The sequence below is a fragment of the Pseudomonas mercuritolerans genome (assembly GCF_025706525.1).
Classification (GTDB): Bacteria; Pseudomonadota; Gammaproteobacteria; order Pseudomonadales; family Pseudomonadaceae; genus Aquipseudomonas; species Aquipseudomonas mercuritolerans.
Genome location: NZ_JAMSHA010000005.1, coordinates 251452 through 277966, shown reverse-complemented (window position 1 = coordinate 277966; position 26515 = coordinate 251452). Strand labels below are relative to the sequence as shown.

The following is a 26515-nucleotide window of genomic DNA, read 5'->3' as shown; positions in this document are numbered from 1 at the left end:
AAAGTAGCAATTTCCGAACCAGAGTGCCGAACAGGTGTTTTAAAAGGTCGAGTGGAGACAGGCAAGGGTAGTTGAATGCCCGGAAATGGGCATTGCTGTTTGCATGCACTGTTTCGGTTCAAGCGCGTGGCTCGGAGCAGTTGAAACTGTGGCGAGGGGCTTTATCCCCGATCGGCTGCGCAGCAGGCGCAAAAACCTGAGTTCACGATTTTCAGGGGGAAATTGCTGGGGGCCGCTGCGCAGCCCAGCGGGGATAAATCCCCTCGCCACAGGATTCTGCGATGTGTCGAGAATGAATCAGGCCAACAAGTCTTGCAGAGTCGCGAGGCTGTCGGCTTCTTCGACGTTCTTGTCCTTGCGCCAGCGCAGCATGCGCGGGAAACGCACGGCGATGCCGCTCTTGTGCCTGCGCGACAGGGCGATGCCCTCGAAGCCGAGTTCGAACACCAGGCTCGGTTTCACGCTGCTGACCGGGCCGAATTTCTCCACGGTGGTCTTGCGCACGATGCTGTCGACCTGACGCATCTCTTCATCGGTCAGCCCCGAATACGCCTTGGCAAACGGCACCAGCGAGCGCTGGCTGGATTCCGGCGGGCCGTCCCACACGGCGAAGGTGTAATCGCTGTACAGACTGGCACGGCGGCCGTGTCCACGCTGGGCATAAATCAGTACCGCGTCGACGCTGAACGGGTCGACCTTCCACTTCCACCACACGCCCATGTCTTTGGTCCGGCCGACGCCATACAGCGAATCGCGGGCCTTGAGCATCATGCCCTCGACGCCGAGTTTGCGTGACGCTTCGCGCTGGCGGCCGAGGTCGAGCCAGTCTTCGCCGGTCAATACAGGGGAGGGCAGCAGTACGGGGCTGTTGCAGCGCGCGATCACCTCTTCGAGTTGCGCCCGCCGCTTGACCTGCGGCTGGTTGCGCCAGTCTTCGCCCTGCCACTCCAGCAGGTCGTAGGCCAGCACCACCACCGGCACTTCTTCGAGAATCTTTTTGTCGAGCGTCTTGCGACCGATGCGTTGCTGCAGCAGGGCGAACGGTTGCACGGCCGGCGGCTCATCGGATTGCGGATCGAAAGCATCTTCGGTGGTCGGATGGGTGCTCTTCCACACGACGATTTCGCCGTCGATCACCGTGCCGTCGGGCAAGCCGTGGACCAGCACATCGAACTCGGGGAAGCGCTCGGTCACCAGTTCCTCGCCGCGCGACCACACCCACAGCTTGCCGTCGCGCTTGACCACTTGCGCGCGGATACCGTCCCACTTCCATTCCACCTGCCAGTCGCTGGCCGGGCCGAGCAGGGCGTCGAATTCCTCGACCGGTTGCGACAAGGCGTGGGCAAGAAAGAACGGGTAGGGCTGGCCGCCGCGCTGGGCATGTTCGTCGGCTGATTCCGGGGCGATCAGTTTCAGATAACTGGCGGCGTTCGGTCGGTTCGACAGATCGGTGTAACCGACCAGACGCTGAGCCACGCGTTTGCTGTCGAGCCCGGCCATCGACGCCAGGGCGCGGGTGACCAGCAACTTCGACACGCCAACGCGGAAACTGCCGGTGATCAGCTTGATGCACAGCATCAGGCTCGGCCGGTCCAGTTGTGCCCACAACATTGGCAGCTGCCGCGCCAGATACTCCGGCGTTTCGCCGCGCAGTGGCAGCAGCCTGTCTTCGATCCATTCGGCGAGACCGGCCTCGGAGCTGTGGGGATTTTCCGGCAGCACCAGAGAAATGGTCTCGGCCAGATCGCCGACCGCCTGATAGCTTTCTTCGAACAACCACGGCTCCAGCCCCGAGACTGCCACCGCCAGCTCGCGGAGGATGCGTACCGGCACCAGTTGTCGCGGCCGTCCACCGGAAAGGAAATACACCGCCCACGCGGCATCTTCTGGCGCGGCCTGCGCGAAGTACGCCTGCATCGCCGCCAGCTTGGCGTTGCTCGACGTGGTGGCGTCGAGTTCGGCATATAACTCGGCGAAGGCTTTCATGGCGATGTCTCGGCAACGGTGGGTTCGCTGGCGATGTTGTCGTCTTCGTCATCGCCGTATTCGGTGGTGAAGCCTTGTGCATCGAGGCCCTGTTCGCGCAGATGGCGCACGAGCACGCCGATCGAGCCGTGGGTGACCATCACCCGTTCCGCGCCGGTCTGGTTGATCGCCCAGAGCAGGCCGGGCCAATCGGCGTGATCGGAGAGGACGAAACCGCGATCGACACCGCGCCGCCGTCGGGTTCCGCGCAGGCGCATCCAGCCGCTGGCGAAGGCATCGCTGAACTCGCCGAAACGCCGCATCCAGGTACTGCCGCCCGCTGACGGCGGAGCAATGACCAGCGCTTGACGCATGATCGGATCGCTTTTTTTCACGTCGCCGGCGTAGATCGTCGGTGGCAGGTACACGCCGGCGTCGCGGTACACACGGTTCAACGGTTCGACCGCGCCGTGGCTGAGGATCGGCCCGAGGGTTTCGTCGATGCCATGGAGAATCCGCTGGGCCTTGCCGAAGGAGTAGCAGAACAGCACGCTGGCCTTGCCGGCGGCAATGTTGCCCGCCCACCATTGATTGATCTCGGCGAAGATCTGCGCCTGCGGCTGCCAGCGATAGATCGGCAGGCCGAAGGTCGATTCAGTGATGAAAGTGTGGCAGCGCACCGGTTCGAATGGCGTGCAGGTGCCGTCCGGCTCGACCTTGTAATCCCCCGATGCGACCCAGACTTCGCCGCCGTATTCCAGGCGCACCTGCGCCGAACCGAGGACATGCCCGGCGGGGTGAAAACTTAAGGTGACGCCGTGGTGGGTCAGGCGCTGGCCGTAGTCGAGGGTTTGCAACTGGATGTCCTGACCCAGACGCGCGCGCAGAATCCCGGCGCTGGCGCTGCTCGACAGGTAGTGCTGATTACCGGTGCGCGCGTGATCGCCATGGGCATGGGTGATCACCGAGCGCTCGACCGGCCGCCACGGATCGATATAGAAATCCCCGGCGGGGCAGTAGAGACCTTCAGGTCGGGCAATAACAAGATCCATGTCGTGACCGGAATGGGGGGCTTGTTAGCTATGAGGCGGGCGTGAGGCTGGAAGTTCGATCGGCTTTGAAGCGCTACCCTCACCCCAGCCCTCTCCCAGAGGGAGAGGGGGCCGACCGAGTTGAATATGGATCTGGCACAGCCTTGAGCCTGATCCAATGTTGGATTCACTCTCTCTCTTTCAGGTCGGCGCAAGACCCAAGCATCCCCCAATCAGTCCCCTCTCCCTCCGGGAGAGGGCTAGGGTGAGGGGCCGTTGATCTTTGCTTTATTTCCCTGGAGTCAGGGTCAAGCGGGCCCTGCCATACACCCGATCAAAGTTCTGCGGCTGCATCGGCAGGCCGATGTACTGACCTTTCAGCCACGCATCGATCCCGTTCAGGTAGTTCGGACTCAGTGGATTGCCCGACTGCCCCGTACCGTTCTGCGCCATCAGTGGCTCGCTCTGGCCGAAGTCGACGATAAAGCGCATCGACGGCGCGCGCGTGGTGGCGAAGTCCTGACCCCAGGCAAATGCCGAGCTGTTCAGCGTGGTGTGATCGCCACCAGCCGCCAGCGGCCCGCGAACGGTCTGACCATTGCTGTTTTTCCACGCATAGCTGTGCAATTTGCCCCACTGCCAGGCGCGATGATCGCCGCCCAACTGACTGTCGCCGGCCGTAATCGCCGCAGCGAGGCTACGGGCGAGAATCACGGATTTGTCTTCCTTCTGCGGCGTGCGCAGGTCATCCCAGAACGGACTGTCCTCACGCCCCAGCAGATGATCGGCCTGCGCCGCGTAGGACAGATCGCCATTGGCGACAAAGGCCTTCCACGTCGGGCTCGACTCAGGACCCAGTTCATCGAGGAAGATCTGCTTCATGCTTTCCTGCAGAAACAGTTCGTAAATCGCCGCATCCGCCGAGGTCGGGCTGAGCTTGCCGTCGAACGCCATCAAACGGGTGAAGGCTTCGCGCGCCTTGCTGCGTTCGGCTTCCGGCAGGGCGTCGATCGCCTGTTTCAGCGGTTGCTTCATGCCCGGCGCTTCGAAGACTTTTTTCAGCTTGGCGGCGAAGGTGGTGGTCTGGTCGTACTGCATGGCGATCACGCTGCGGCTGTCGTGCTTGCCGCTGCCAGCCATTTCCGCCAAGCGTTCGCCACGCTCCGGTGCCGCCCAGGATTTCGACAACTGCATGCCGTAGCCGTCGGGAATCACCCGCTGGTTGGCGGTGCCGAGCCAGCCTTGTGCCGGGTCCTGATCGTAGGGGTGCAGCATCGGGTCGGCGTAACCGTCCCAGTCGTAGCGACCGTCCCAGCCCGGCGAGGGCAGCAGACCTTCGCCTTCGCGACGGTTGGGGAAGCGCCCGGTGACTTGCCAGCCGATATTGCTCGCATCGGCAAAGACCAGATTGAGGGTGATGGCGCGGATTTCGCGGCTGGCGTCCGAGGCGCGCTCGACGTTCTGCGCGCGGGTCAGGTCGAAGAAGGCATCCAGGGTTTTGTCGTCAGTGAAGCTTGGCGTCTGCAAGGCGAGGCCGAAACCGCTGCCCTGCGCCGCTGCCTGGGCACTGTTGAGCAGCGCGCCGTGGCGGGTTTCGTACACGGCTTCGCGAATCGGCCGCTGGCCTTTGACGAAGTAGGTTTCGTTGCGCACGCCCAGCGGCTGCCATTTGCCGTTGACTTCATAAGTGAGGCTGCTGCCCTGACGGCGGATTTTCTCGAGGAACAGATCCTGGTTATCGCCGAGCACGCTGGTCATGCTCCACGCCACTTTGCCGTTGAAACCACCGAGCACCATCGGCAGACCGGCAACCGTGACGCCGGCGGCCTGATATTTCGGCGCACGTATCTGCACGAAACTCCACAGCGACGGCGCGGCCAGCGGCCCGTGCGCATCGCTGGCCAGCAGGCTCTTGCCGCTGCGGCTGCGTTGCGGGGCAATCGCCCAATTGTTCGCAGTCGGCGTGGCGAGCAGGTTCAGCGCCGACAGTTGCTGGCTGGCGCTGCTCAGTTCCGTCAGCCCCGGAATCTGCCCGTTGAGCTTGAGGCCTTGCAGTTTGTCGGCTTCAGCCACTGGCAGGTTTTCATCAGGCGCCGACGGGCTCAGCCAGGCGAGTTTGTCAGTGGTGACGGTTTGCGCGAGCACCAGCGACTGGATTTCCTCCGGCAGGTTGGCCGACTGGCTGAAATTCAGCAGGGCAAAAATCAGCGCCGAATCTTCCGGTTTCCAGTATTCCGGTTTGTAACCGCTGGCGGCGAGGTCGCCCGGGAACTTGTCGGCGTAGCGGAACAGGTAGGCGTTGACGCCCCGTGCGTAGACTTCGAAGAAACGCTTGAGCCGTGGCGACGAGGCCTTGTACAGCTCGCCGGCGCTCTTCTTCAGATTGACTGCGCGCATGTAGCGGTCGGCATCGAGCATCGACGCGCCGGACATTTCCGCCAACCGGCCCTGAGCCAACAGGCGCAGGGTGACCATCTGGTTGATGCGGTCGCTGGCGTGGACGTAACCGAGGCTGAACAGCGCGTCATGGAAGCTGTTGCTTTCGATCAGCGGCATGCCCATCGCATTGCGCCGCACCGAAACGTTCTGCGCCAGGCCCTTGAGCGGTTGCACGCCGGAGGTCGGCGGCAGGCTGTCCTGGGCGTTCCAGGTCTGGCAACCGGACAGGCCGAGAACACCGGCCACTGCTGCGGCAACGCCGAACCGGGGAAGAAAATGTGTAAGGGCTGGCGAGGCCATGGCGAAGCTCCTGCGGGGGTATAAGGCTGGGGGCGCAATAAAGCCGCTACGTTAGTGACGGCGCGAGGGCCGCGCAAGCGGGGCGAGCGGTTATTTATGCAGTTGTCGGCTGATCGGTCAGAGGCGTGACAGTTGCTTGTGGGAAAGCGCTGATGTTGAACTACGGAACGAGTCCCGAGCCCTGTCAGGAGAAAGATCGCTATGGAGCTTCAGAGCAACGCTGCGCTGATCATCATCGACCAGCAGAAAGGCATTTTGCACCCGCGTCTGGGGCGGCGGAATAATCCTCAGGCCGAGGAAAGAATGCTTGAGCTGCTGGCGCTGTGGCGGCGGAGCAGGCGGCCGGTGATCCACGTGCAACATTTGTCGCGCTCGCCTGATTCGGTGTTCTGGCCGGAGCAGTCCGGGGTGGAGTTTCAAGAGCGATTTGTCCCTCAGGACGGTGAATGGCTGATCCAGAAAGACGTTCCGGATGCGTTTTGCGCGACCGGGCTGGAAGGGCGGTTGCGTGAGGCAGGGATCAGGCAACTGATCATCGTCGGTGTGGCGACCAACAACTCAGTTGAGTCGACGGCGCGCACCGCAGGCAATTTGGCGTTCGATACGTTTGTGGCTGAGGATGCGTGCTTCACCTTCGACAAGGCCGATTATTTCGGCACACCGCGTACCGCTGAAGAGGTGCACGGGATGTCGCTGGGCAATCTGCATGGGGAGTATGCGACGGTGGTCAGTAGTGTGCAGGTTTTGGCGGCAGGCTGAAGTTTTGTAGTGGAGGCGCCGCCGCCTTCGCGAGCAGGCTCGCTCCCACAGTGACCATATTTCTTCAGATGAAACGCGATCCCTGTGGGAGCGAGCCTGCTCGCGAAAGCGGTGTGTCAGGCGCCAACAATGTTGGAGGTGCCGGCCCCATCGCGAGCAGGCTCACTCCTACAGGAGATCGGTACGCGGTCACTGTGGGAGCGAGCCTGCTCGCGAAGGCGATGTGTCAGGCGAAGAAGATCTTCGCCAGTCACATCAAGCGCCGTGGCACTTCTTGAATTTCTTGCCGTTGCCGCATGGGCAAGGATCGTTGCGGCCGACGTCTTTCAGGACGTTGCGCACCGGTTCCTGGTGGGCGTGGCCGCAGTTCGGGCCGTGGACATGGCCATGGTCGTGATCGTGATCGTGATGGTGGTCATGATCGTGGTTGCAGTCAGGGCCATGGACATGGGGTTGCTGGGTCATCGAGGTCACTCCGGAGTTAGATCGGCGGGGATTATCACGCCATTGCGCTCAAGGTGCACGTAGTGGGCGATGAATAAACCGGTTTCCATTTCCCCCTGCAATCGATAGGGAATCTGCTGGTTCGGATTTTTCAGCAGTTTCACCACCTGTTTGACCTTCGGCCACAGGTTGGTTCGGATCGGCACTTTGAAGTAAGCGCTGCGCTTGGGGCCGACGGTAAACCAGTGCTCGTGCTCGCCCTCGGTGAGCAGCATGTCGGCCAGATGAATCCGGTATTCGAGGCCGCGCACGGTCAGGTCGCTGTCGTTGGGATTGTCGACGCGAAAGTGCAGGATGAATTTTTGCTCGAGCAGTTTGGCCCGCACCACCTCGACTTTCACCAGATGCACGGCGGGCTCGACGCTGTCATCGCTGAACCAAGAGGCGCAGCCGCCGAGGTTGAGGGTCAGCATCAACAGCAGAAAATGTAATGTGCGTCGATGACCGAGCATGGTGTTACTCCCTTTGGTGCCAGTCTAGACCTAAAAAGATCGCAGCCTTCGGCAGCTCCTACAGAATGAACGCAAATTCTTTGTAGGAGCGGCCGAAGGCTGCGATCTTTTGATCTTCAGCTCAAGCGCCGAAATAACCCGAACAACACTTCTTGAACTTCTGCCCGCTGCCGCAAGGGCAGCCGTCATTGCGCCCCAGCTTCATCTGCACCGTCGGATCGATGAAGTACCAGCGCCCGCCGTTCTGCACAAACGAGGAGCGCTCGCGATGGCTGTGCTCGCCCTGGCTGTCATGCCAGCGCGCGGTGAAGGTCACAAAAGCGTGTTCCGGCTGACCGCCAAAGACTTCCGAGCTTTCAACCTCAAGGCCGAGCCAGGTGCTTTGTGCACTCCAGTCGCTGATCGATTGTCGGTTCAAGCCCGCCTGCTGCGCGGGCAGGGTGGTCGCCACCAGATAATCGACCAGCCCCAGCACGTAAGCGCTGTAGCGCGAGCGCATCAAGGCTTCGGCACACGGCGCCGGGTGGCCGTCGTGATAAGGGCCGCAGCAGGCATCCAGCAGATTGCCGCTGCCGCAAGGGCAAATGGCTGTACTCATTGCATTACCACCAGTATTTCCCGAAGTTTTCCGGATTGGCCCAGAAGCGTGAATTGAGCCAGTCGGGGACTTGTTTGTAGTCAAGCAGATCGTAGGTGAACAGGGTCAGCACCTGCTCGTCGCGCTGGAAACGCTCGCTGGCCTGCAGGGCCAATGAGTAGAAGTCGGTTTCCTGCCAGCCACTGGCCGCCAGATCCGCCAGCACCGCGATGCGACTGGCGTTGAGATTGCGGATGCCGCCCAACAGATTCAGGCCATCGCGCTTGGGCAAATGTTCCAGGCAATCGACCACCAGCGCCAGATCGAAGCGTTGCGCGGCCAGCTCAGCCGGCAGACCGCCGGGTGCGGCATGGGCGACCACGGTATCTGGATGCGCGTCCTTGAAAGCGCTCAAGGCGGGAAACTCGCTGGCGCCGATCAACAGCAATCGAGCCGGGGCGTAGCGATCCAGCAGAGCGGCCAACGCCTGTTGTGGCGTGCGCGAAGAAATGGCGACGTTCATCGAAGCTCCTCAGTCAGACCGCCAAGACTAGCCTGCCAGACCGCGTCGGCAAAGCGCCCGGTGGCGGCGGTTTTCGCCGAAAGAGGCGAACCCCTGTGAACACGGTCGCAAACAGCGGTGGCCTATTGCTGGCGGAGATTAAAACTCCGGTCTTTACTCCCTGAATCGGTTTTAAGCCGATCCCTCAGGAGAAAACTAGATGAGCATAGTTCGGACAGCATTACCCTTGGTTCTGCTAACCAGTGTGTTGACTGGTTGTGCAGGTTTGCAGAAGACCGACTGGCCGACCTGTGCGGCGGTCGGCGGTGTGGTCGGTGCCGGTCTCGGCGCGACGGAAAGCGCTTCGTGGGCCGGTTACGGTGCACTGCTTGTCGGTGGTACGGCAGCGGCCTATTGCTGGGTGCATGGTGACGGCGATGAAGACGGCGATGGCGTGCCGGACAGTCGCGACAAGTGCCCGGGCACACCTAAAGGCGTGCAGGTCGATGCTGACGGTTGCCCGCCACCGACGCCTGCGCCAGTGGTCGAAGAAGCGGTTGTGGTCAAGGAAGAAACAATCGTCATTCGTGATGTGCATTTCGAGTTCGACAAAGCCACGCTGACCGGCCCTGACAAGCAGGTGCTGGACAAGGTCGCCGATCGCCTGAAGCAGGAATCCTCTACCGCGCAACTGACCGTGACCGGTCACACCGACAGTGTCGGCAGCGATGCCTACAACAAGAAACTGTCGGATCGTCGTGCGCACTCGGTGGTGGAATACCTGATCCAGCAGGGCGTGCCACGTGCCAGCTTCGTTTCGGTGTCGGGCCTCGGTGAAAGCCAGCCTGTCGCTGACAACAAGTCGGCCGATGGTCGCGCGCAGAACCGTCGCACCGAAATCAAAATCGTCCGCTAGCCCCTCTCGCATCCGCGGCTTGTGCAGTCGCGGATGCGGGTCTTTACTCCTGTGTAACCGGTATGGGCCGGTACACAGGAGCGTTCACAAATGCGTGTTTTCTCAAGGTCCGTCTTGCCGGTGCTGCTGCTAGGCAGCTTGCTCACCGGTTGTGCCACTCACAGCGATGGCACCGCCCCCCTCAATCAACGTACGTGGCCGATCTGCAGCCTGCTTGGCGGCCTGGTCGGCGGCGGTCTTGGCGCCATTGAAAGCGCCGGCTGGGCCGGTGGCGGCGCGGCATTGGGTATCGTCACCGGCGGGCTGATCTGTTACGCCCAGGATGGCGACGAGGACAGCGACGGCGTGTTCGACCGCCGCGACCGCTGCCCGGACACGCCGGAAAATACCGAAGTCGATCATCGTGGCTGCCCGCTTCCGCAATATCCGGTCGCAGTCAAACCGGTTGAACCGGCGCCGCAAACTGAAGTGATCACCTTGAGCGATGCCGGCAACGTGTTGTTCGATTTCGACAAGTCCGATCTGACCCCGGCGGCAAAAGCCCAGCTCGACACTTTGATGGACAAGCTGCGCAATGCCGATGTGGTCAGTATCAAAGTCATCGGGCACACCGACAGCAAAGGCTCCGACGCCTATAACCAGGCATTGTCGGAACGCCGCGCCAGCAGTGTTGCAGCGTACTTGCTCAGTCAGGGCCTGGCGCCGAACAAGCTTACCAGCGAGGGTCGAGGCGAAAGTGAGCCGGTCGCCGATAACGCCACCGATGAAGGCCGCGCGGAAAATCGCCGGGTCGAGCTGCATATCAATCGTTAGGAAAGGTCTGTAGTCCGCCGGCTAGAGCTGCCGGGTCGAAATCATCGGCCCGGCAGCCATTTCATCAGCGTTTGCACAAATTTCATTTTTCCCTCTGGCTTATCCCCCGCAGAAGCCGGTACTGTGCGTGCAAAGAATAATTCGCAACACGGGGGAGCGTATGAAGGTGTTCTGGGGGCTGGGGCGTTTGCTGACCCTGCTGTTCTGCTGCGTGGTACTGGCCAATCAACTGGTGCCGTTTGTTCATCCGCTGCATCTGCTGGTCAATCTGGCCGGCGCTCTGTTGTTGCTGATTCATCTACTCGAAGTGCTGCTGTGCAACCGCAGCCTCAAGGGCCGTCCGCACCCTTGGCGTGACCGTGGCCGCATTCTGTTGTTCGGCGTTTTCCACCTGCAAACCATCCCGGCCCCGGCCGCTCCGGAGGCTTCTTCCCATGCGTAAACTCTGCCTGCTCGCTGCATTCATCAGTCCACTGGCCTGCGCCCAGGTGGTCAACGTGCAAAGCAATTCGCTGATGCGTTTGCCCAACACCACCAGCACACTGCAGCTGGAGAAGCTGGAAGTCGCCGATTACGGCACCTTGCTGATCCCGTCCAACGTTACCGAATTGACCATCGATGAACTGCGCCTGGGCCACGAAGCACGCATCGCCATCGTTCCGGCTGAACAGGCGCTGGAGATGAAGGTGAAACGCGCCGAGTTGAGCGACGGCAGCCAGATCACCGCACGTGGCGCCCGTGGCACTTATGAAAAAGCCGCCCGGGCCGGGCGCAATCTGAACCTGCAATTTCAAGCCCTGAGCGCGCCGCAACTGACCGTCGATGCCCGTGGCGGCACCGGCGCTCCGGGTTTCGTCGGGCTCGACGGCGGCAACGGTGAAGATCCGGGCTGCACCTATGGCTCCGCCGGCCACGGTGCCGATGGCAGTGACGGCAGCGATGGCCAGCCGGGCGCGCCGGGTGCATTGGTACGCCTGGCCGTGCCACGGGATTTTCCTGCCGAGCTGATCAAGGTCAACGTGGCTGGCGGTGCCGGCGGCCCGGCGGGTGTTGGCGGCAAGGCGGGGAAGGGCGGCAAGGCCAAGGGCTGCCTGGTGTACCGCGCTGATGGCGGCAAGAACGGCAAGGCCGGCGCGGATGGCCAGCCGGGGCCGGAGGGAGCGGCTGGTTCGGTTACTGTGCAGCGCCTCTAAAGGCAAGCCCTCACCCCAGCCCTCTCCCGGAGGGAGAGGGGGCCGACCGAGGTGTCGTGAGTTGAACGTCGACCTGAAAAAAACCGGTCGATTATGGATTCGGTAGGGCAGTTTCAGGTCGGTGTAACTCTCCAAATATCCCCCAATCAGTCCCCTCTCCCTTCGGGAGAGGGCTAGGGTGAGGGGCTTTTGATTTCAGTCCCCAATCTTCAGAATATCGGCCGAGCCGCAGCCACAGCCACCAGCACCAACCCGACCAGCAGATTAAGCCCCACCACCCGCCGAATCCGCCCCAGCACTGCCGCACCCGCCGGCCAATCCTTCGCCTCAACCGCCTTGCGCAATTCCGGCAGCATCAGCCCCTGAATGCGGATGAACAGCGCCGTCATCACCACATACAAACCGATCATCACCTGCACATACTTCGGCGCGGTCTCGAAGCCGACCTGCTGTAGATGCAACATGCCCACGCCGCTGATCGGCAACAGGATCACGGCGACCCAGACCCAACGGAAAAAACCTTGAAACACTTCCACCCACAGGGTCAGGCGAGCTGGGCCGTCCAGAGCCTTCACAGCCGCAGGGCGCAAGACCATCCAGGCGAAAAACATGCCGCCAACCCACACCAGAGCGGCAAGGACATGCAGGGGGTAAACGAGGCTAAAAGGTGTCATTGGGTCACTCCGTTCTGCGCGGGATCGATTAGCGGGGTATGATAGCCGCCGAACCAAACTACTGAAAATTTATCCAGCGTTTTTGCGCCCGACACTCAATGATCAGCACTGAACTCAAAACCACGATCCAGGGCGCCTATTCGCGTTTTCTAGAGGCCAAGAGCCTAAAGCCGCGTTACGGCCAGCGCCTGATGATCGCCGAAATCGCCAAGGTCCTCGGGGATATCGACACCGATGACGAAGGCCGGCGCAGTGGCGACCCCGCGATTGTCGCGGTGGAAGCCGGCACCGGTACCGGCAAGACGGTGGCCTACAGCCTGGCGGCGATTCCCACGGCGAAACTGGCCGGCAAGCGTCTGGTGATTGCCACCGCGACCGTCGCCCTGCAAGAGCAGATCGTCTACAAGGATTTGCCTGACCTGATGCGCAACAGCGGGCTGAATTTCAGTTTCGCCCTGGCCAAGGGCCGTGGCCGCTACATGTGCCTGTCCAAGCTCGACATGCTGCTGCAGGAAGGCCACGCACAAACCGCCACCGCGCAGCTGTTCGAAGAAGAAGGCTTCAAGATCGAAGTCGACGAGGCCAGTCAGAAGCTGTTCACCAGCATGATCGAAAAGCTCGCCGGCAATAAATGGGACGGCGACCGCGACAGCTGGCCCAACGCGCTGGAAGACGCCGACTGGGCGCGCCTGACCACCGATCACAGCCAGTGCACCAACCGTCATTGCCCGAACTTCGGCCAGTGCGCCTTCTACAAGGCTCGCGAGGGCATGGGCAAGGTTGACGTGATCGTCACCAACCACGACATGGTCCTGGCGGATCTGGCACTGGGCGGCGGCGCCGTGCTGCCCGATCCGCGTGACACCATTTACGTGTTCGACGAAGGTCACCATTTGCCGGACAAGGCCATCGGCCACTTCGCTCACTACACGCGCCTGCGCTCCACCGCCGACTGGCTGGAAACCACCGCCAAGAACCTCACCAAGCTACTGGCCCAGCATCCGTTGCCGGGCGATCTCGGCAAGCTGATCGAGCAGGTGCCCGAGCTGGCGCGGGAGATCAAGACCCAGCAGCAGTTCATGTTCACCGCGTGTGAGCAGATCGCCGATTTCAAACCAGGCGAAGACGTCGAAGGCCGCGAGCGCCCGCGTCATCGCTTTGTCGGCGGGGTGATTCCCGAGGACATGCGCGAGATGGGCATCGAGCTGAAAAAAGGCTATTCGCGCCTTAACGATCTGTTCCAGCGCCTGACCGACCTGCTCAAGGAAGGCATGGACGGTGAGGTCAATATCGGCATCGCCAGCAATCAGGCCGAAGAATGGTATCCGCTGTTCGGCAGCTTGTTGTCCCGCGCTTCCGGCAACTGGGAATTGTGGACCGCGTTCACCGCCGAAGACCCGGAAGACAGCCCGCCGATGGCGCGCTGGCTGACCCTGGCCGAAAGCGGTTCGCTGTTCGATATCGAGGTCAACGCCAGCCCGATTCTGGCGGCGGAAACCTTGCGTCGCAGTTTGTGGAACGTCGCTTACGGCTGCCTGGTGACGTCGGCAACGCTGACGGCGCTGGGCACTTTCGACCGTTTCCGCATGCGCGCCGGCCTGCCGAAAAAAGCTGTCACTGCGGTGGTGCCGAGCCCGTTCCATCATGCCGATGCCGGCGTGCTGCGCGTGCCGGACCTGAAGGCCGACCCGCGCGATGCCGCCGCCCACACGGCGGCGATCATTCGCGAGCTGCCCGATCTCGTGGAAGGTTCCCGTGGCACGCTGGTGCTGTTCTCTTCGCGCAAGCAGATGCAGGACGTGTTCGACGGCCTTGATCGCGACTGGCGCAAGCAAGTGTTCATTCAGGGCAATCTGTCGAAACAGGAAACCCTCAACAAGCACAAGGCGCGGGTCGATGGCGGTGATTCCAGCGTGCTGTTCGGGCTGGCCAGTTTTGCCGAGGGTGTCGATTTGCCGGGTGCCTACTGCGAGCACGTGGTGATCGCCAAGATTCCATTCTCGGTGCCCGACGATCCGGTCGAAGCTGCGTTGTCGGAGTGGATCGAGGCCCGTGGCGGCAATCCGTTCATGGAAATCTCCGTGCCCGATGCCTCGCTGAAACTGGTTCAGGCCTGCGGCCGTCTGCTGCGTACCGAAGAAGACCGCGGCACCATCACCTTGCTCGACCGGCGGCTGGTCACCCAGCGCTACGGCAAGGCGATCCTCAATGCGTTGCCTCCTTTCCGTCGTGAAATATCCTGAGACACGGGTGGGCCGATTGGCCCGCCGCGTTGTCTATCTCTCTGCCACCGCTTTTCCACTGGCCTTGACTGGTCGTTAGGGAGAACTCCGTTCTTATGATCCGCCGTTCGTTGCCCGCTGTTTTCGCCATGATTTTTGCCGCGCCGTTGCTGGCCGCGCCCGCCGGTCAGCAGACGCTGTTCAACTTCGTGCGCCCGGCCGACGTGGTCAAGGTCGCCACGGAAAACGCCGACCTGCCCCAGGCCAATGCCGAACAGACCGCAGAAGGCGAAGTGCTGCGCCGGGTGACGTTCAACCCGGTCGCGCGGCCGACCTTGCGCCTGACTCCGCAGACCGGCGCTTGGGACTGGTCGCAGTCCAGCATGATGACTCTGCGACTGCAGAGTGCGATGAACTGGGCGGTGACGGTTTATGTGCAGATCCAGAGCAACGATGGCCGCACTCTGGTCAGCCGCGTCGATCTGCCGGCCGGCCCCGCGCAGACCTTGCTGGTGCCGCTGGTGGCTTCGACGCCGCTGAGCCAGGGTATGAAAGCCGGGCCGCCGATGCCGATGACCATTGATGGCCAACGCATTCTGCTGGCCAGCAGCACGGGCGAGATCGATCGCAGCCAGGTGGTTTCGGTGAGTCTGTCGATGGATCAGCCGAAAGTTGCGCAGAGCCTGTTGCTTGAGCGTTTCGGCGTGCAGGACGGCGAGTCGGTGACGCGCGCGGTGTACGGTAATCTGGTCGACGCATACGGCCAGTCAACCCGCAGCAAGTGGCCGGAAAAAGTCAGCAGCGACGAGCAACTTAAAAGCGCCGCCAGCAAAGAGCAGCAACAACTGAATACGTGGCTGACCGAGCGTGAAAAGGCTTCGCTGGACAAGTTCGGCGGCTGGAACAAAGGCCCGGCGTTCAAGGCCAGCGGCTTCTTCCGCACGGAAAAACGTGATGGCCGCTGGTATCTGGTGACCCCTGAAGGCCACCCGTTCTATTCGCTGGGCGTCAACACCGTCAGCCCGCAGGTCAACCAGACCTACGTGGCTGGTCGTGAGTACATGTTCGAATCGTTGCCGAAGAACGACGACCCGCTGGCCGCGCATTTCGGCGAGGGCGACAACCGTGGCGGCAATGGCGCCGATCAGGGCCGTGGCTACGGCAACGGCCGCTGGTACGACTTCTATGGTGCCAATCTGCAACGCCTGTACGGCGAACCGTGCAAGGCGGACAGCGACAACAAGGCCGGGATTGCCGAAGCGGCGAAGGCGGGCGCGGCTGAGGCCGGCTCGGTGCAGGCTGCTGAGACTGCAGCGGTGCCTGCCGAGCCGAAATCGGGTATTGCCGAAGCGGCGCAGACCGATGCGGTGCAAGCGTCCAGCGCGCAAACCGCTCCGTGCACAGCCGCGATTGATGAAGAACGCTGGACCCGCCATACCCTCGACCGCCTGCAAGCCTGGGGCTTCAACACGGTGGGCAACTGGAGCGTGCCGTCGCTGGCGGACGCTGAACGCGTGCCGTACACCTTGCCGCTGTCGATCGTCGGCGATTACGCCAGTATCAGTACTGGCAGCGATTGGTGGGGCGGCATGCCGGATCCGTTCGATCCGCGTTTTGCCATGGCCACCGAGCGCGCCGTGGCCATTGCCGCCCGCGATCATCGTGACGATCCGTGGCTGATCGGTTATTACGCCGACAACGAACTGGCCTGGGCCGGCCCTGGTGACGATCCGAAGGCTCGCTACGCGCTGGCCTACGGCACGTTGAAAATGACCACCGACGTACCGGCCAAACGCGCCTTTCTCAAGCAATTGCGCGACAAGTACCGCAATCAGGCCGGACTGTCCAAGGCCTGGGGCATCGATTTGCCGGCATGGGAGTTGATGGAAGATCCGGGGTTCGTGCCGCCATTGCCGAACCCGGAACATCCGGAGATCGAAGCGGATTTCAAATACTTCCAGAAGGTCTTTGCCGACACCTATTTCAAGACCATTTCCGATTCGCTGAAATGGCACGCGCCCAACCAGATGCTGCTTGGCGGTCGCTTCGCCATCAGCACGCCTGAAGCCATGGCGTCGTGCGCGCAGTATTGCGATGTGTTGAGCTTCAACATGTACACGCTCAAGCCGCAGGACGGTTACGACTTCGCCGCACTGGCAGCGCTGGACAAACCGGTGCTGATCACCGAATTCAACTTCGGCTCGGCTGACCGGGGGCCGTTCTGGGGCGGCGTGACGCAATTGGCCAAGGAAGAAGATCGCGGTCCGGCTTATGTCAACTTCCTCAAACAGGCGCTGAGCGAACCGTCGATTGTTGGCGTGCACTGGTTCCAGTATCTCGACCAACCGGTGACCGGGCGTTTGCTCGACGGCGAGAACGGGCATTTCGGTCTGGTCGGGGTGACCGATCTGCCTTATCAGGGCTTCGTCGAGGCGGTGCGCAAAAGCAATCTGCAGGCGCTGGAGCAGTTGGGCAAGGAGGCGCAGAAAGCACCGGTTGCCGAGGTTGAAGGTGGGCGCAAGGCCGAGGCTGGCAATGCGCCGGGGGCTGCGCAGGCGGGTGGGCATTCGGGGAATGGTCACTAGGTTTCAGACCGCGTTATCGTTCTTCGCGAGCAGGCTCGCTCCCACACTGGATATCAACAGCAGAGGAGATCCCCTGTGGGAGCGAGCCTGCTCGCGAAGGGATCACCATAAATTGCCGATCAACCGTCTGGCCCGCGCCTGTTCCCAAATCCCTCAAGGGCTGGAACAATGCGGGCCACTTTGTAGAGCGTTTTCGCGGGGGAGTTGCGGGTGCAGATTCAGGGACATTACGAGCTTCAATTCGAAGCGGTGCGCGAGGCTTTCGCCGCACTGTTCGACGATCCCCAGGAACGCGGCGCAGCCCTGTGCATCAAGGTCGGTGGAGAAACCGTCCTCGACCTCTGGTCCGGTACCGCCGACAAGGACGGCAGCGAAGCCTGGCACAGCGACACCATCGCCAACCTGTTCTCCTGCACCAAGACCTTCACCGCCGTTACCGCGCTGCAACTGGTCGCTGAAGGCAAGTTGCAACTCGACGCCCCGGTTGCCCGCTACTGGCCGGAATTCGCCGCCGCCGGCAAAGAATCCGTCACCCTGCGCCAATTGCTCTGCCATCAGGCCGGCTTGCCGGCGCTGCGCGAACTGCTCGCGCCTGAAGCCCTTTACGAATGGCAAACCATGGTCGACGCCCTCGCGGCCGAAGCGCCATGGTGGACTCCGGGCACCGGTCACGGTTATGCCGCGATCACCTACGGCTGGCTGGTCGGCGAATTGCTGCGCCGCGCCGACGGTCGTGGGCCGGGCGAGTCGATCGTCGCTCGGGTCGCCAAACCGTTGGGCCTGGATTTCCACGTGGGCCTGGCCGACGAAGAGTTTCATCGCGTGGCGCACATCGCCCGTGGCAAGGGCAACGCCGGCGACGCTGCGGCGCAGCGCCTGCTGCAAGTGACCATGCGCGAACCGACGGCGATGACCACCCGCGCCTTCACCAATCCGCCGTCCGTGCTGACCAGCACCAACAAGCCGGAATGGCGCCGCATGCAGCAACCGGCGGCCAACGGCCACGGTAACGCGCGCAGTCTCGCCGGGTTCTATGCCGGCCTGCTCGACGGCAGCCTGCTCGAGAGCGAGATGCTCGAAGAGCTGACCCGCGAGCACAGCCTTGGCGATGACAAGACTTTGCTCACGCGCACCCGTTTCGGCCTCGGCTGCATGCTCGATCAACCGGACGTGCCCAACGCCACCTACGGCCTCGGCCCACGCGCGTTCGGCCATCCGGGAGCGGGCGGCTCGATCGGTTTTGCTGATCCTGAGCACGATGTGGCTTTCGGTTTCGTGACAAATACCCTGGGACCTTACGTTTTGATGGATCCGCGCGCGCAAAAGCTGGCGCGGGTGCTTGCCACTTGTCTGTAAAGCTTCAACAGGGGTTCCAGGGTCGGAACCTCGAAAGGATTTTCGTTTCAAAACGGCTGTTTATCCGGGCGAAAGTGCTCTGATTTTTCATTACTTCATTTTGTGGATTTTCAATGTCATCTAAAAAGACCCTCGCCCTGGCCCTGTGTGTAGCGCTCACCGGTTGCGCACAGACCCCGAAAAACGATGCGGACGGCAGCAGTTGGTGGCCGTTCGGCTCTTCCGACAAAGTCGCGGCCAAAGATCCGGCACCGGCTCCTTTGAAACCTGCAGCGACCGCACCAGTTGCCAAGGCCGAAAGCAGCAACCCGTGGTATTGGCCGTTCGGTTCCAGCGATGAAGCGATCAAGGCTGATCTGAAAGCCGAGGTCAAACCTGAAGCCAAACCGGTCGAGGTGGCCAAAGCCGAGGCGCAGTCCAATGGCAAATGGTGGTGGCCGTTCGGCGGCAAGGACCAGCCAACCGTCAAAGCCGTGCCGATGCCCGATCCGAAGGTGACCCAGGCTTGGCTCGATGACTACGAACCGCGTTTGCGTGAAGCGGTGAAGGACAGCAACCTGCAACTCGAACGTCGCGACAACGTACTGGTGGTGACGGCGCCGGTGGAAGGTTCGTTCAACCCGGACCGCCCGGCGATGCTGCTGCCGGTCACCCTTGGCCCGTTCACTCGCGTGGCGAAAATCCTTGAAGCCGACCCGAAAACCGCGGTGCTGGTGCTCGGTCACAGTGACACCAGCGGTTCCGCGCCAGCCAACGTCAAATTGAGCCAGGAGCGTGCGCAATCCATCGCCGCAATTTTCCGCCTCAGCGGCTTGCAGCGTGATCGCCTGATGCTGCGTGGCATGGGTTCCGAAGCGCCGCGTGCGGCCAACGACAGCGTTGAGGGCCGTGCCTTGAACCGTCGTGTCGAACTGCTGGTGACTCCGCAAAACACCATGGTTGCGCTGCTGAGCAAATACAACATGCCAGCGCCGAAGCCGGTGACGATGGTTGCTGCGCAAGATGTCAAGCCAGTGGTCAAACCGGTTACCCCGGCGCCTGCGGCGAAAAAAGCCGCTGTGCCGGCGGCGAAAAAAGCGCCAGCCAAGAAAACCGCCGCCAAGGCTCCGGCGAAGAAGGCTCCGGCCAAGGCTCCAGCGAAAAAAACTGCACCAGCCAAAGCCGCCGCGACCGACAAGAAAGTCGCGGCAGCCGACGCTGCCAAGAAGTGATCCGCTAACGAAAAGGAATCCGCCATGACCCAGGCTCTGGCCGATATGCGTCGCGACTACACCCGTGACGGTTTGACCGAGGCGCAAGCCCCGGCCGAGCCGTTTGCGCTGTTTCACCAGTGGTTCGCCGACGCGGTGAAAACCGAGCAGGCGCCGGTGGAAGCCAATGCCATGACCCTGGCCACGGTCGACGCCGACGGTCGTCCGCATTGCCGCATTCTGTTGCTCAAGGGCCTGGACGAGCAGGGCTTCACCTTCTTCACCAACTACGACAGCGCCAAGGGCCAGCAACTGGCGGCCAACCCGTTTGCCGCCATGACCTTCTTCTGGCCAACCCTGGAGCGCCAGGTGCGCATCGAGGGGCGGGTGGTCAAGGTCACGGCGCAAGAGTCCGATGCCTATTATCAAGTGCGTCCGCTGGGCAGCCGCCTCGGCGCTTGGGCCTCGCCGCAGAGCCGGGTCATCAACGGTCGTGGCGAACTGGAAGATTTGCTCAAGGCCACCGAGCAACGCTTCAGCGACACTCAGCCGCATTGCCCGGAACATTGGGGTGGTTACCGCTTGGTGCCTGAGCGCATCGAGTTCTGGCAGGGCCGTCCGAGCCGCCTGCACGATCGCCTCAACTACCGCCTCCAGGGCGCCGAGTGGATTCTTGAACGACTGGCACCCTGAGCAGTCTACCGAGCGGATAAAGGGCAATGGCGCAGGATCGATGATTTCACGCTACTTTAAGTGGGACGCTCGCGGGCATCTGTACCCAGCCTGAATGGAAGCCAATTTTATCCGGGTGGTGTCGTGACAGGCGCCAGGCCACGGAGTTTAATGAACACATGTTCTTTTGGAGTTGATGCTATGCGTAAGTCTGTTCTGCTGGTTGCTTCCTTTTCGACGATGGCGATGTTGCTGACCGGCTGCCAATCGAGCCTCACTGGCGACTCCTACTCCCGTGACGAAGCGCGTCGTGTGCAGACGATTCGCATGGGCACCATCGAATCCCTGCGACCGGTAAAAATCGAAGGCACCAAGACCCCGATCGGTGGCGCAGCAGGCGCCGTGGTCGGCGGCGTCGGCGGCAGCGCCATCGGCGGCGGCAAGGGCAGCATCGTCGCTGCGGTCATCGGCGCAGTGGCCGGCGGCCTGCTTGGCTCGGCCACCGAAGAAGGCCTGACCCGCACCCAGGGCGTGGAAATCACCGTCCGCGAAGACGACGGCAGCATGCGCGCCTATGTGCAGCAGGTTCAGGAAAATGAAGTATTCCGCGTTGGCGAGCGGGTACGGATTTCCACCGTTGGCGGAACCAGCCGCGTTTCGCACTAAGCGGGAAACCGGGTAAAAGAAAACCCCGATCAGGTGACTGGTCGGGGTTTTTCTTTGCTTGTGAATTGTTCATTCAGTATGTGGCGCAGGTGCCCATGAAGTATTCGAGGCCCTTTGGAAAACTGACGTCGAGCAGGTTTTCCAATGCGGTGACCTGATCCAGAGTTAACAACAACTCGCCGGGTTCCACCTCATCCAAGGGCTTGGATTCAATGAGCTGGGCCACTTTTTCATTCATCTCGCTGCCTGTGATATCCAGCTCGAATTGCAAGGAGTCATCTTGGGCTTCGTCAGGGAAAAAACCGGTAATTAAAAGAAAGTGCATGGAGCTAATACTTCCGGGGCTGTTAGCCGTAGTCAAACGAAATTTGATAGTCGTGAACTCTCAAATCGATTTGATGTTGAAAATACGGCTGAATGGTGGCGAGCCAATTTTGAGCGACGTTGAAACTGCCATTGTTGATGTTGTCCGCGGCGGGAATCCCCAAGGCGTTTAACACTGACTCGTCACCACCCAGGTCTTTTGACGACTCTTCCCCCTGAAACTCCAAGGTTGCTGTGTCGTACCATTCCAATCTCAGTTCCAGTCCCATCTACCATTGATCCCGGTAAACGAACGATACCTGATAGTCGTAAGAAGAAAATTGAATGGAATGCTGGAAGTGGGGCTGGAGAGTCTTGATCCAATCGGCTTTTACATCAAATCCGCCGTTATTGAAGCTTTTCGACGGTAGGCCTAATGCTTCCATTAATGAGCCGTCCTCGCCAAAATCTTTCGACAGTTCCTCCCCCTCACCCAGTTCGGTTTGTTGGTCGTACCATTCGAGTCTGGCTTTGAGTCCCATGTAATCCTCATAAATATTTTTTAATACTACGGTTTTTTTTGGGTGGATCTATCTGTTCACCAGTTCTGTGGTCGTAAGAGCCTAAATGGCTGCCATCACTTGCGCGATAGGCTTCAAGCTCGCCATGTAAATAGTCCCATTCATAAATTATTCGGCCTTTTGCATTGATCCAGCGATCCCGGAGCCCACCGTTGAACGGCGTTTTCTTTTTTGCTCTTCTTAAATCGGGAAAGGCTGTGATATCCGACGTATCGGGGGCGGGGTGATAGGTATTGTCCGTCGCCCTGCGGTGGGTTTTGCACCCGGGGAATGTCCTTGTTCCGCGCCACTGATCGTCCCTTCGTTCACCATCGACAGCCCCTCGAGTAGGGGCCGCACGACGTTATCGAAGCGGGGAAAGTGTGGCTGTAGGACGCGTCGCTAATGAAGTGGGGATTGTTCGCTGCGTAACTCTGAGGCGAGAAATCTGCGGCGAGGGGTGAAGCTCCCTCGCCACAGGGGTTATTGCAGTTGTGAATTCTTGCGACTCGCCGCCGCCGTCACCGCATAGCCAATCACCGCCGCGAGGATCGAGCCGGTGAGGATGCCCATGCGATCCATGCCGGCGTAATCACTCACGCCCGGTTCGAAGGCCAGCGAGCCGACGAACAGGCTCATGGTGAAGCCGATGCCGCAGAGGATCGCCACGCCGAGGACCTGGCCCCAGTTGGCGCCTTGGGGCAGGGCGGCGATGCCGATCTTGACCGCCAGCCAGGTCAGGCCGAACACGCCGACGGTCTTGCCCAGCAGCAGGCCGATGGCGATGCCCATCGGTACGTCGTGGGTGAAGCTTTCGACGGTGACGCCGCTCAGTGACAGGCCGGCGTTGGCGAAGGCGAACAGCGGCAGGATGCCGTAGGCGACCCAGGGGTGCAGCGCGTGTTCGAGGGTCAGCAGCGGCGACGACTCGGCGTTTTTCGTGCGCAGGGGAATGCAGAAAGCCAGGGTCACGCCGGCCAGTGTCGCGTGGACACCGCTCTTGAGCACGCAGACCCAGAGGATCAGGCCGATGATCATGTAAGGCCCGAGCTTGACCACGCCGAGCCGGTTCATCGCCACCAGCGCGGCAATGCACGCAGCCGCCAGGCCAAGGGACAGGGTCGAGAGTTCGCCGGAATAGAAGATTGCGATGATGACGATGGCGCCGAGGTCATCGATGATCGCCAGGGTCATCAGGAACAGTTTCAGCGACACCGGCACGCGCTTGCCGAGCAGCGCCAGTACGCCGAGGGCGAAGGCGATGTCGGTGGCGGTCGGAATGGCCCAGCCACTCAGGGCCGCAGGGTTGTCGCGATTGAGGAACCAGTAGATCAGCGCCGGCACCAGCATGCCGCCGATCGCCGCTGCGCCGGGCAGGACGATTTGCGAAGGCTTGGACAATTGGCCGTCGAGCACTTCGCGTTTCACTTCCAGGCCGATCAGCAGGAAGAACATCGCCATCAGGCCGTCGTTGATCCACAGCAGCAGAGGTTTGGCGATTTTCAACGCGCCGATCTGCGCCACCACCGGAGTGTCGAGCAGGCCGGTGTACAGCCACGACAGCGATGAGTTATTGATGATCAGCGCGAGAACGGCTGCGGCGATCAATAGCAGACCGCTGGCGGCTTCCAACTGAAAGAAACGCGTGAAAGTGCTACGCAGAGGCAAGGTCGCTCTCCATGGAATCGTGAAAAAGATGGGCTACCCTAACCCGTACCGTTAGTTGTTAAAACAAAAGTTATATTCTTTTTTGTTATATGTCGTTACAGGCTGTCTGGTTCGGGCAGCACTGAGCCTAGCAGTTGCCTGACACATTGAGACTCAGCTGTATCTTTGCCGCCTGCGGGATTTTTCCTAAGCTTGCGGCAGACCTTTTCAGGAGACCGATCTCCTGCCTGATTCAATGAGAACCGAAACCATGAGCGACAACCGACAGTGGGCACGCGAAGCCATCCGCATCATCGAGGCGGACTTCCAGCGCAGCGCCGACACCCACCTGATCCCTTTGCCGCTGCCCGGTTTTGCCGGCATCGAGTTGTATTTCAAGGACGAATCCAGCCACCCGACCGGCAGCCTCAAGCATCGCCTGGCCCGTTCGCTGTTCCTTTACGCGCTGTGTAACGGCTGGCTGAAACCCGGCGCGCCAGTGATCGAGGCATCCAGCGGCTCGACGGCGATCTCCGAAGCGTATTTCGCGCGCATGCTCGGTTTGCCGTTTATCGCGGTGATGCCCGCGACCACCTCGAAAGAGAAGATTGCCCAGATTGCCTTTTACGGTGGCCAGAGTCATCTGGTGCAGGATCCGACGCAGATCTACGCCGAATCCGAGCGCCTGGCCCGCGAGCATGGTGGTCACTTCATCGATCAATTCACCTACGCCGAACGCGCCACCGACTGGCGAGCGAACAACAACATCGCTGAATCGATCTTCCAGCAGATGCGCTACGAAAAGCACCCTGAGCCGACCTGGCTGATTTCCAGCCCCGGCACTGGCGGGACTACAGCGACCCTTGGTCGATACGTGCGCTATCGCCAGCACTGCACCCGCGTGTTGTGTGCCGATGCCGAGCGTTCGGTGTTCTTCGATTTTTACCAGAGCGGTGATGCCAGCCTGCGTCTGGATTGCGGTTCACGCATAGAAGGCATTGGCCGGCCTCGGGTGGAAGCGTCGTTCCTGCCCAAGGTGATCGATGCGATGGTCAAGGTGCCGGACGCCTTGTCGCTGGCGGCCATGCATTATCTGGCGCAGCGTTTGGGGCGGCATGTCGGCGGGTCGAGCGGGACCAATTTGATCGGTGCGCTGATGGCAGCGCAGCAGATAAAAGCGGCGGGGCAGTCGGGGTCGATCGTGGCGATCCTGTGCGATGGCGGCGAGCGTTATGCCGACACGTATTACGATCAGGAGTGGCTGAAAGCGCAAGGGTATGAACTGGGTGATTTGATTGCAGCGGTGGCGGCGAGTGCCGAGCGCGGGGAGGCGCTGCCGACCTCGGTGCTGCGCGCGAACATCTAAAGCCAAATGCAGAAACCACTGTGGGAGCGAGCCTGCTCGCGAAGGCGGAGTCACATTCAACAACTTCGTTGAGTGACAGACCGCTTTCGCGAGCAGGCTCGCTCCCACAGGGTTTTGTGTTGGGTCAGCTGATGCTGATCAGGCTTCCAGTCCGAGGATATCGCGAGCCACTGCCTCGGCAATGCGAATCCCGTCGACACCCGCCGAGAGAATTCCGCCGGCATAGCCCGCGCCTTCACCGGCCGGGAACAGGCCTTTGACGTTCATGCTCTGCAGCGACTCGTTGCGGGTGATGCGCAGCGGCGATGAAGTGCGGGTCTCGATTCCGGTCAGCACGGCGTCGTGCAGGGAATAACCGCGAATCTGCTTCTCGAACGCGGGCAAGGCTTCACGGATCGCCTCAATGGCAAAATCCGGCAGCGCCAAGGCCAGATCGCCCAGCGCCACGCCTGGTTTGTACGAAGGCTCGACTTCGCCCAGTTCGGTCGACGGCTTGCCGTTGATGAAGTCGCCAACCAGTTGCGCCGGGGCCTTGTAGTCGCTGCCGCCAAGGATGAACGCGTGGGATTCCAGGCGCTCCTGCAACTCGATACCGGCGAGCGGGCCGCCCGGATAATCGACTTCCGGGGTGATGCCGACGACGATGCCGGAGTTGGCATTACGCTCGTTACGCGAGTACTGGCTCATGCCATTGGTGACCACGCGATTCGGTTCCGACGTCGCAGCGACCACGGTGCCGCCCGGGCACATGCAGAAGCTGTACACCGAACGCCCGTTCTTGGCGTGGTGCACCAGTTTGTAATCGGCAGCGCCGAGTTTCGGGTGGCCGGCGTATTTGCCCAGACGCGCACGGTCGATCAGCGATTGCGGGTGCTCGATGCGGAAACCCACCGAGAACGGCTTGGCTTCCATGAACACACCACGACTGTGGAGCATGCGGAAGGTGTCGCGGGCACTGTGGCCGAGGGCCAGAACCACATGCTTCGAATGCAGGGTTTCGCCGCTGGCCAGTTTCACGCCGACCAGTTGGCCGTCTTCGATCAGCACGTCGCTGACGCGCTCCTGGAAGCGAACTTCACCGCCCAGTTCGCGGATCTGCTCGCGCATGTTTTCGACCATACCGGTCAGGCGGAACGTACCGATGTGCGGCTTGCTGACGTAGAGAATTTCTTCCGGCGCGCCGGCCTTGACGAACTCGTGCAGGACTTTGCGGCCGAGGAATTTCGGGTCCTTGATCTGGCTGTACAGCTTGCCGTCGGAGAACGTGCCCGCGCCGCCTTCGCCAAACTGTACGTTGGACTCGGGATTGAGCACGCTTTTGCGCCACAGGCCCCAGGTGTCCTTGGTGCGCTGACGGACTTCGGTGCCGCGTTCGAGAATGATCGGTTTGAAGCCCATCTGCGCCAGCAGCAGGCCGGCGAAGATGCCGCACGGGCCGAAACCGACGACGATCGGCCGCTGGCCGAGATCGCTCGGTGCCTGGCCGACGAATTTGTAGCTGACATCCGGCGCCACGTTGACGTTACGGTCGTCGGCGAACTTGCCCAACACTCTGGCCTCGTCGCGTACGTTGAGGTCGATGGTGTAGATGAAGCACAGTTCGGAGGACTTTTTGCGCGCGTCATAGCTGCGCTTGAACAAGGTGAAATCGAGCAGATCATCGCTGGCGATGCCCAGGCGTTGCACGATGGCGACGCGCAGGTCTTCTTCGGGATGGTCGATTGGCAGCTTGAGTTCAGTGATTCGTAACATGGCGGGGATCCGGATTCGCGGGGCGCACAACTGCGCCAGGGCGTTTGAAGGCGGCGATTATAAGCCGCCGC

General features: G+C 61.4%; 25 protein-coding genes and 1 pseudogene. 12 read left to right on the top strand and 14 right to left on the bottom strand.

Going from position 1 to position 26515, the window contains the following annotated elements; genetic code table 11:
* Positions 1-297: 297 nt before the first annotated feature.
* The 3 genes from ND528_RS16115 to ND528_RS16105 all read right to left on the bottom strand — a co-directional run bounded on the left by ND528_RS16115 (position 298) and on the right by ND528_RS16105 (position 5735).
* A complete protein-coding gene (locus ND528_RS16115) occupies positions 298-1986 on the bottom strand; it encodes an ATP-dependent DNA ligase (protein ID WP_263470704.1) in 1689 nt (562 codons plus the stop codon).
* On the bottom strand, positions 1983-3017 hold the full coding sequence (locus ND528_RS16110) for a ligase-associated DNA damage response exonuclease (protein WP_263470703.1): 1035 nt from the start codon (positions 3015-3017) through the stop codon (positions 1983-1985). The genes ND528_RS16115 and ND528_RS16110 overlap by 4 nt, the downstream gene beginning before the upstream one ends.
* Before the next feature lie 267 nt (positions 3018-3284).
* On the bottom strand, positions 3285-5735 hold the full coding sequence (locus ND528_RS16105; RefSeq protein ID WP_263470702.1) for a penicillin acylase family protein: 2451 nt from the start codon (positions 5733-5735) through the stop codon (positions 3285-3287).
* Between the two features lie 201 nt (positions 5736-5936).
* Here ND528_RS16105 and ND528_RS16100 point away from each other — a divergent pair, with 201 nt between their 5' ends.
* A complete protein-coding gene (locus ND528_RS16100; protein WP_137215353.1) occupies positions 5937-6494 on the top strand; it encodes a cysteine hydrolase family protein in 558 nt (185 codons plus the stop codon).
* A 255-nt stretch (positions 6495-6749) separates the two neighbouring features.
* On the opposite strand, the gene ND528_RS16095 is transcribed toward ND528_RS16100, so the two are convergent.
* The 4 genes from ND528_RS16095 to ND528_RS16080 all read right to left on the bottom strand — a co-directional run bounded on the left by ND528_RS16095 (position 6750) and on the right by ND528_RS16080 (position 8550).
* Complete coding sequence (locus ND528_RS16095) at positions 6750-6959, bottom strand: SEC-C metal-binding domain-containing protein (RefSeq protein WP_263470701.1); 210 nt, start codon at positions 6957-6959, stop codon at positions 6750-6752.
* Between the two features lie 5 nt (positions 6960-6964).
* On the bottom strand, positions 6965-7450 hold the full coding sequence (locus ND528_RS16090; protein ID WP_137215354.1) for an LEA type 2 family protein: 486 nt from the start codon (positions 7448-7450) through the stop codon (positions 6965-6967).
* Positions 7451-7571: 121 nt separating this feature from the next.
* Complete coding sequence (locus tag ND528_RS16085; RefSeq protein ID WP_071174594.1) at positions 7572-8048, bottom strand: YchJ family protein; 477 nt, start codon at positions 8046-8048, stop codon at positions 7572-7574.
* A 4-nt stretch (positions 8049-8052) separates the two neighbouring features.
* Complete coding sequence (locus ND528_RS16080; RefSeq protein WP_137215355.1) at positions 8053-8550, bottom strand: DUF6231 family protein; 498 nt, start codon at positions 8548-8550, stop codon at positions 8053-8055.
* 199 nt (positions 8551-8749) lie between these two features.
* Here ND528_RS16080 and ND528_RS16075 point away from each other — a divergent pair, with 199 nt between their 5' ends.
* From ND528_RS16075 to ND528_RS16060, 4 genes are all read left to right on the top strand, one after another.
* The gene (locus ND528_RS16075; RefSeq protein ID WP_024011908.1) at positions 8750-9445 is read left to right on the top strand and encodes an OmpA family protein; all 696 of its coding nucleotides are present in this window, start codon (positions 8750-8752) and stop codon (positions 9443-9445) included.
* 90 nt (positions 9446-9535) lie between these two features.
* Positions 9536-10258, top strand: a complete 723-nt coding sequence (locus ND528_RS16070) for an OmpA family protein (RefSeq protein WP_024011909.1) — start codon at positions 9536-9538, stop codon at positions 10256-10258.
* Between the two features lie 160 nt (positions 10259-10418).
* Positions 10419-10700, top strand: coding sequence for a DUF1145 domain-containing protein (locus tag ND528_RS16065; protein WP_016771375.1), 282 nt, complete (start codon positions 10419-10421; stop codon positions 10698-10700).
* Positions 10693-11451 carry a collagen-like triple helix repeat-containing protein gene (locus ND528_RS16060; protein ID WP_263470700.1) on the top strand — a complete coding sequence of 253 codons (759 nt, stop codon included), beginning with the start codon at positions 10693-10695 and terminating at the stop codon, positions 11449-11451. The genes ND528_RS16065 and ND528_RS16060 overlap by 8 nt, the downstream gene beginning before the upstream one ends.
* Positions 11452-11660: 209 nt before the next feature.
* Here ND528_RS16060 and ND528_RS16055 read toward each other — a convergent pair whose 3' ends face one another.
* Positions 11661-12125 (bottom strand): CopD family protein, encoded by a 465-nt coding sequence (locus tag ND528_RS16055; RefSeq protein WP_137215359.1) that lies wholly within the window; start codon positions 12123-12125, stop codon positions 11661-11663.
* 98 nt (positions 12126-12223) lie between these two features.
* Between ND528_RS16055 and dinG the strand changes: the two genes are divergently transcribed.
* The 6 genes from dinG to ND528_RS16025 all read left to right on the top strand — a co-directional run bounded on the left by dinG (position 12224) and on the right by ND528_RS16025 (position 20816).
* Positions 12224-14368, top strand: a complete 2145-nt coding sequence (gene dinG, locus ND528_RS16050) for an ATP-dependent DNA helicase DinG (protein WP_024011911.1) — start codon at positions 12224-12226, stop codon at positions 14366-14368.
* A 95-nt stretch (positions 14369-14463) separates the two neighbouring features.
* Positions 14464-16932 (top strand): beta-galactosidase, encoded by a 2469-nt coding sequence (locus tag ND528_RS16045; protein WP_263470699.1) that lies wholly within the window; start codon positions 14464-14466, stop codon positions 16930-16932.
* A gap of 210 nt (positions 16933-17142) precedes the next feature.
* Positions 17143-18288 (top strand): serine hydrolase domain-containing protein, encoded by a 1146-nt coding sequence (locus ND528_RS16040; protein ID WP_137215361.1) that lies wholly within the window; start codon positions 17143-17145, stop codon positions 18286-18288.
* Positions 18289-18401: 113 nt separating this feature from the next.
* Positions 18402-19499, top strand: coding sequence for an OmpA family protein (locus ND528_RS16035; RefSeq protein WP_130912008.1), 1098 nt, complete (start codon positions 18402-18404; stop codon positions 19497-19499).
* Positions 19500-19523: 24 nt separating this feature from the next.
* On the top strand, positions 19524-20171 hold the full coding sequence (pdxH, locus tag ND528_RS16030; protein WP_137215362.1) for a pyridoxamine 5'-phosphate oxidase: 648 nt from the start codon (positions 19524-19526) through the stop codon (positions 20169-20171).
* Between the two features lie 180 nt (positions 20172-20351).
* Entirely contained in the window at positions 20352-20816 is a 465-nt protein-coding gene (locus ND528_RS16025; protein WP_016771369.1) for an outer membrane lipoprotein, read from the top strand.
* Between the two features lie 73 nt (positions 20817-20889).
* On the opposite strand, the gene ND528_RS16020 is transcribed toward ND528_RS16025, so the two are convergent.
* The 5 genes and pseudogenes from ND528_RS16020 to nhaA form a co-directional block, all read right to left on the bottom strand.
* Entirely contained in the window at positions 20890-21141 is a 252-nt protein-coding gene (locus ND528_RS16020) for a pyocin S6 family toxin immunity protein (protein ID WP_263470698.1), read from the bottom strand.
* A gap of 22 nt (positions 21142-21163) precedes the next feature.
* Positions 21164-21409 (bottom strand): colicin E3-like toxin immunity protein, encoded by a 246-nt coding sequence (locus ND528_RS16015; protein WP_095180547.1) that lies wholly within the window; start codon positions 21407-21409, stop codon positions 21164-21166.
* Complete coding sequence (locus tag ND528_RS16010; protein ID WP_095180548.1) at positions 21410-21661, bottom strand: colicin E3-like toxin immunity protein; 252 nt, start codon at positions 21659-21661, stop codon at positions 21410-21412.
* Positions 21662-21668: 7 nt separating this feature from the next.
* A pseudogene (locus ND528_RS16005) lies at positions 21669-21914 on the bottom strand (colicin E3/pyocin S6 family cytotoxin); the annotation flags it as partial.
* Positions 21915-22162: 248 nt separating this feature from the next.
* Positions 22163-23347, bottom strand: coding sequence for a Na+/H+ antiporter NhaA (nhaA, locus tag ND528_RS16000; RefSeq protein ID WP_263470697.1), 1185 nt, complete (start codon positions 23345-23347; stop codon positions 22163-22165).
* A 250-nt stretch (positions 23348-23597) separates the two neighbouring features.
* Here nhaA and ND528_RS15995 point away from each other — a divergent pair, with 250 nt between their 5' ends.
* Complete coding sequence (locus ND528_RS15995; protein ID WP_212615457.1) at positions 23598-24692, top strand: PLP-dependent cysteine synthase family protein; 1095 nt, start codon at positions 23598-23600, stop codon at positions 24690-24692.
* A 138-nt stretch (positions 24693-24830) separates the two neighbouring features.
* Here ND528_RS15995 and ND528_RS15990 read toward each other — a convergent pair whose 3' ends face one another.
* Positions 24831-26444: an NAD(P)/FAD-dependent oxidoreductase gene (locus ND528_RS15990; protein WP_212615458.1), complete on the bottom strand. Its 1614-nt coding sequence runs from the start codon at positions 26442-26444 to the stop codon at positions 24831-24833.
* Positions 26445-26515: the final 71 nt, after the last annotated feature.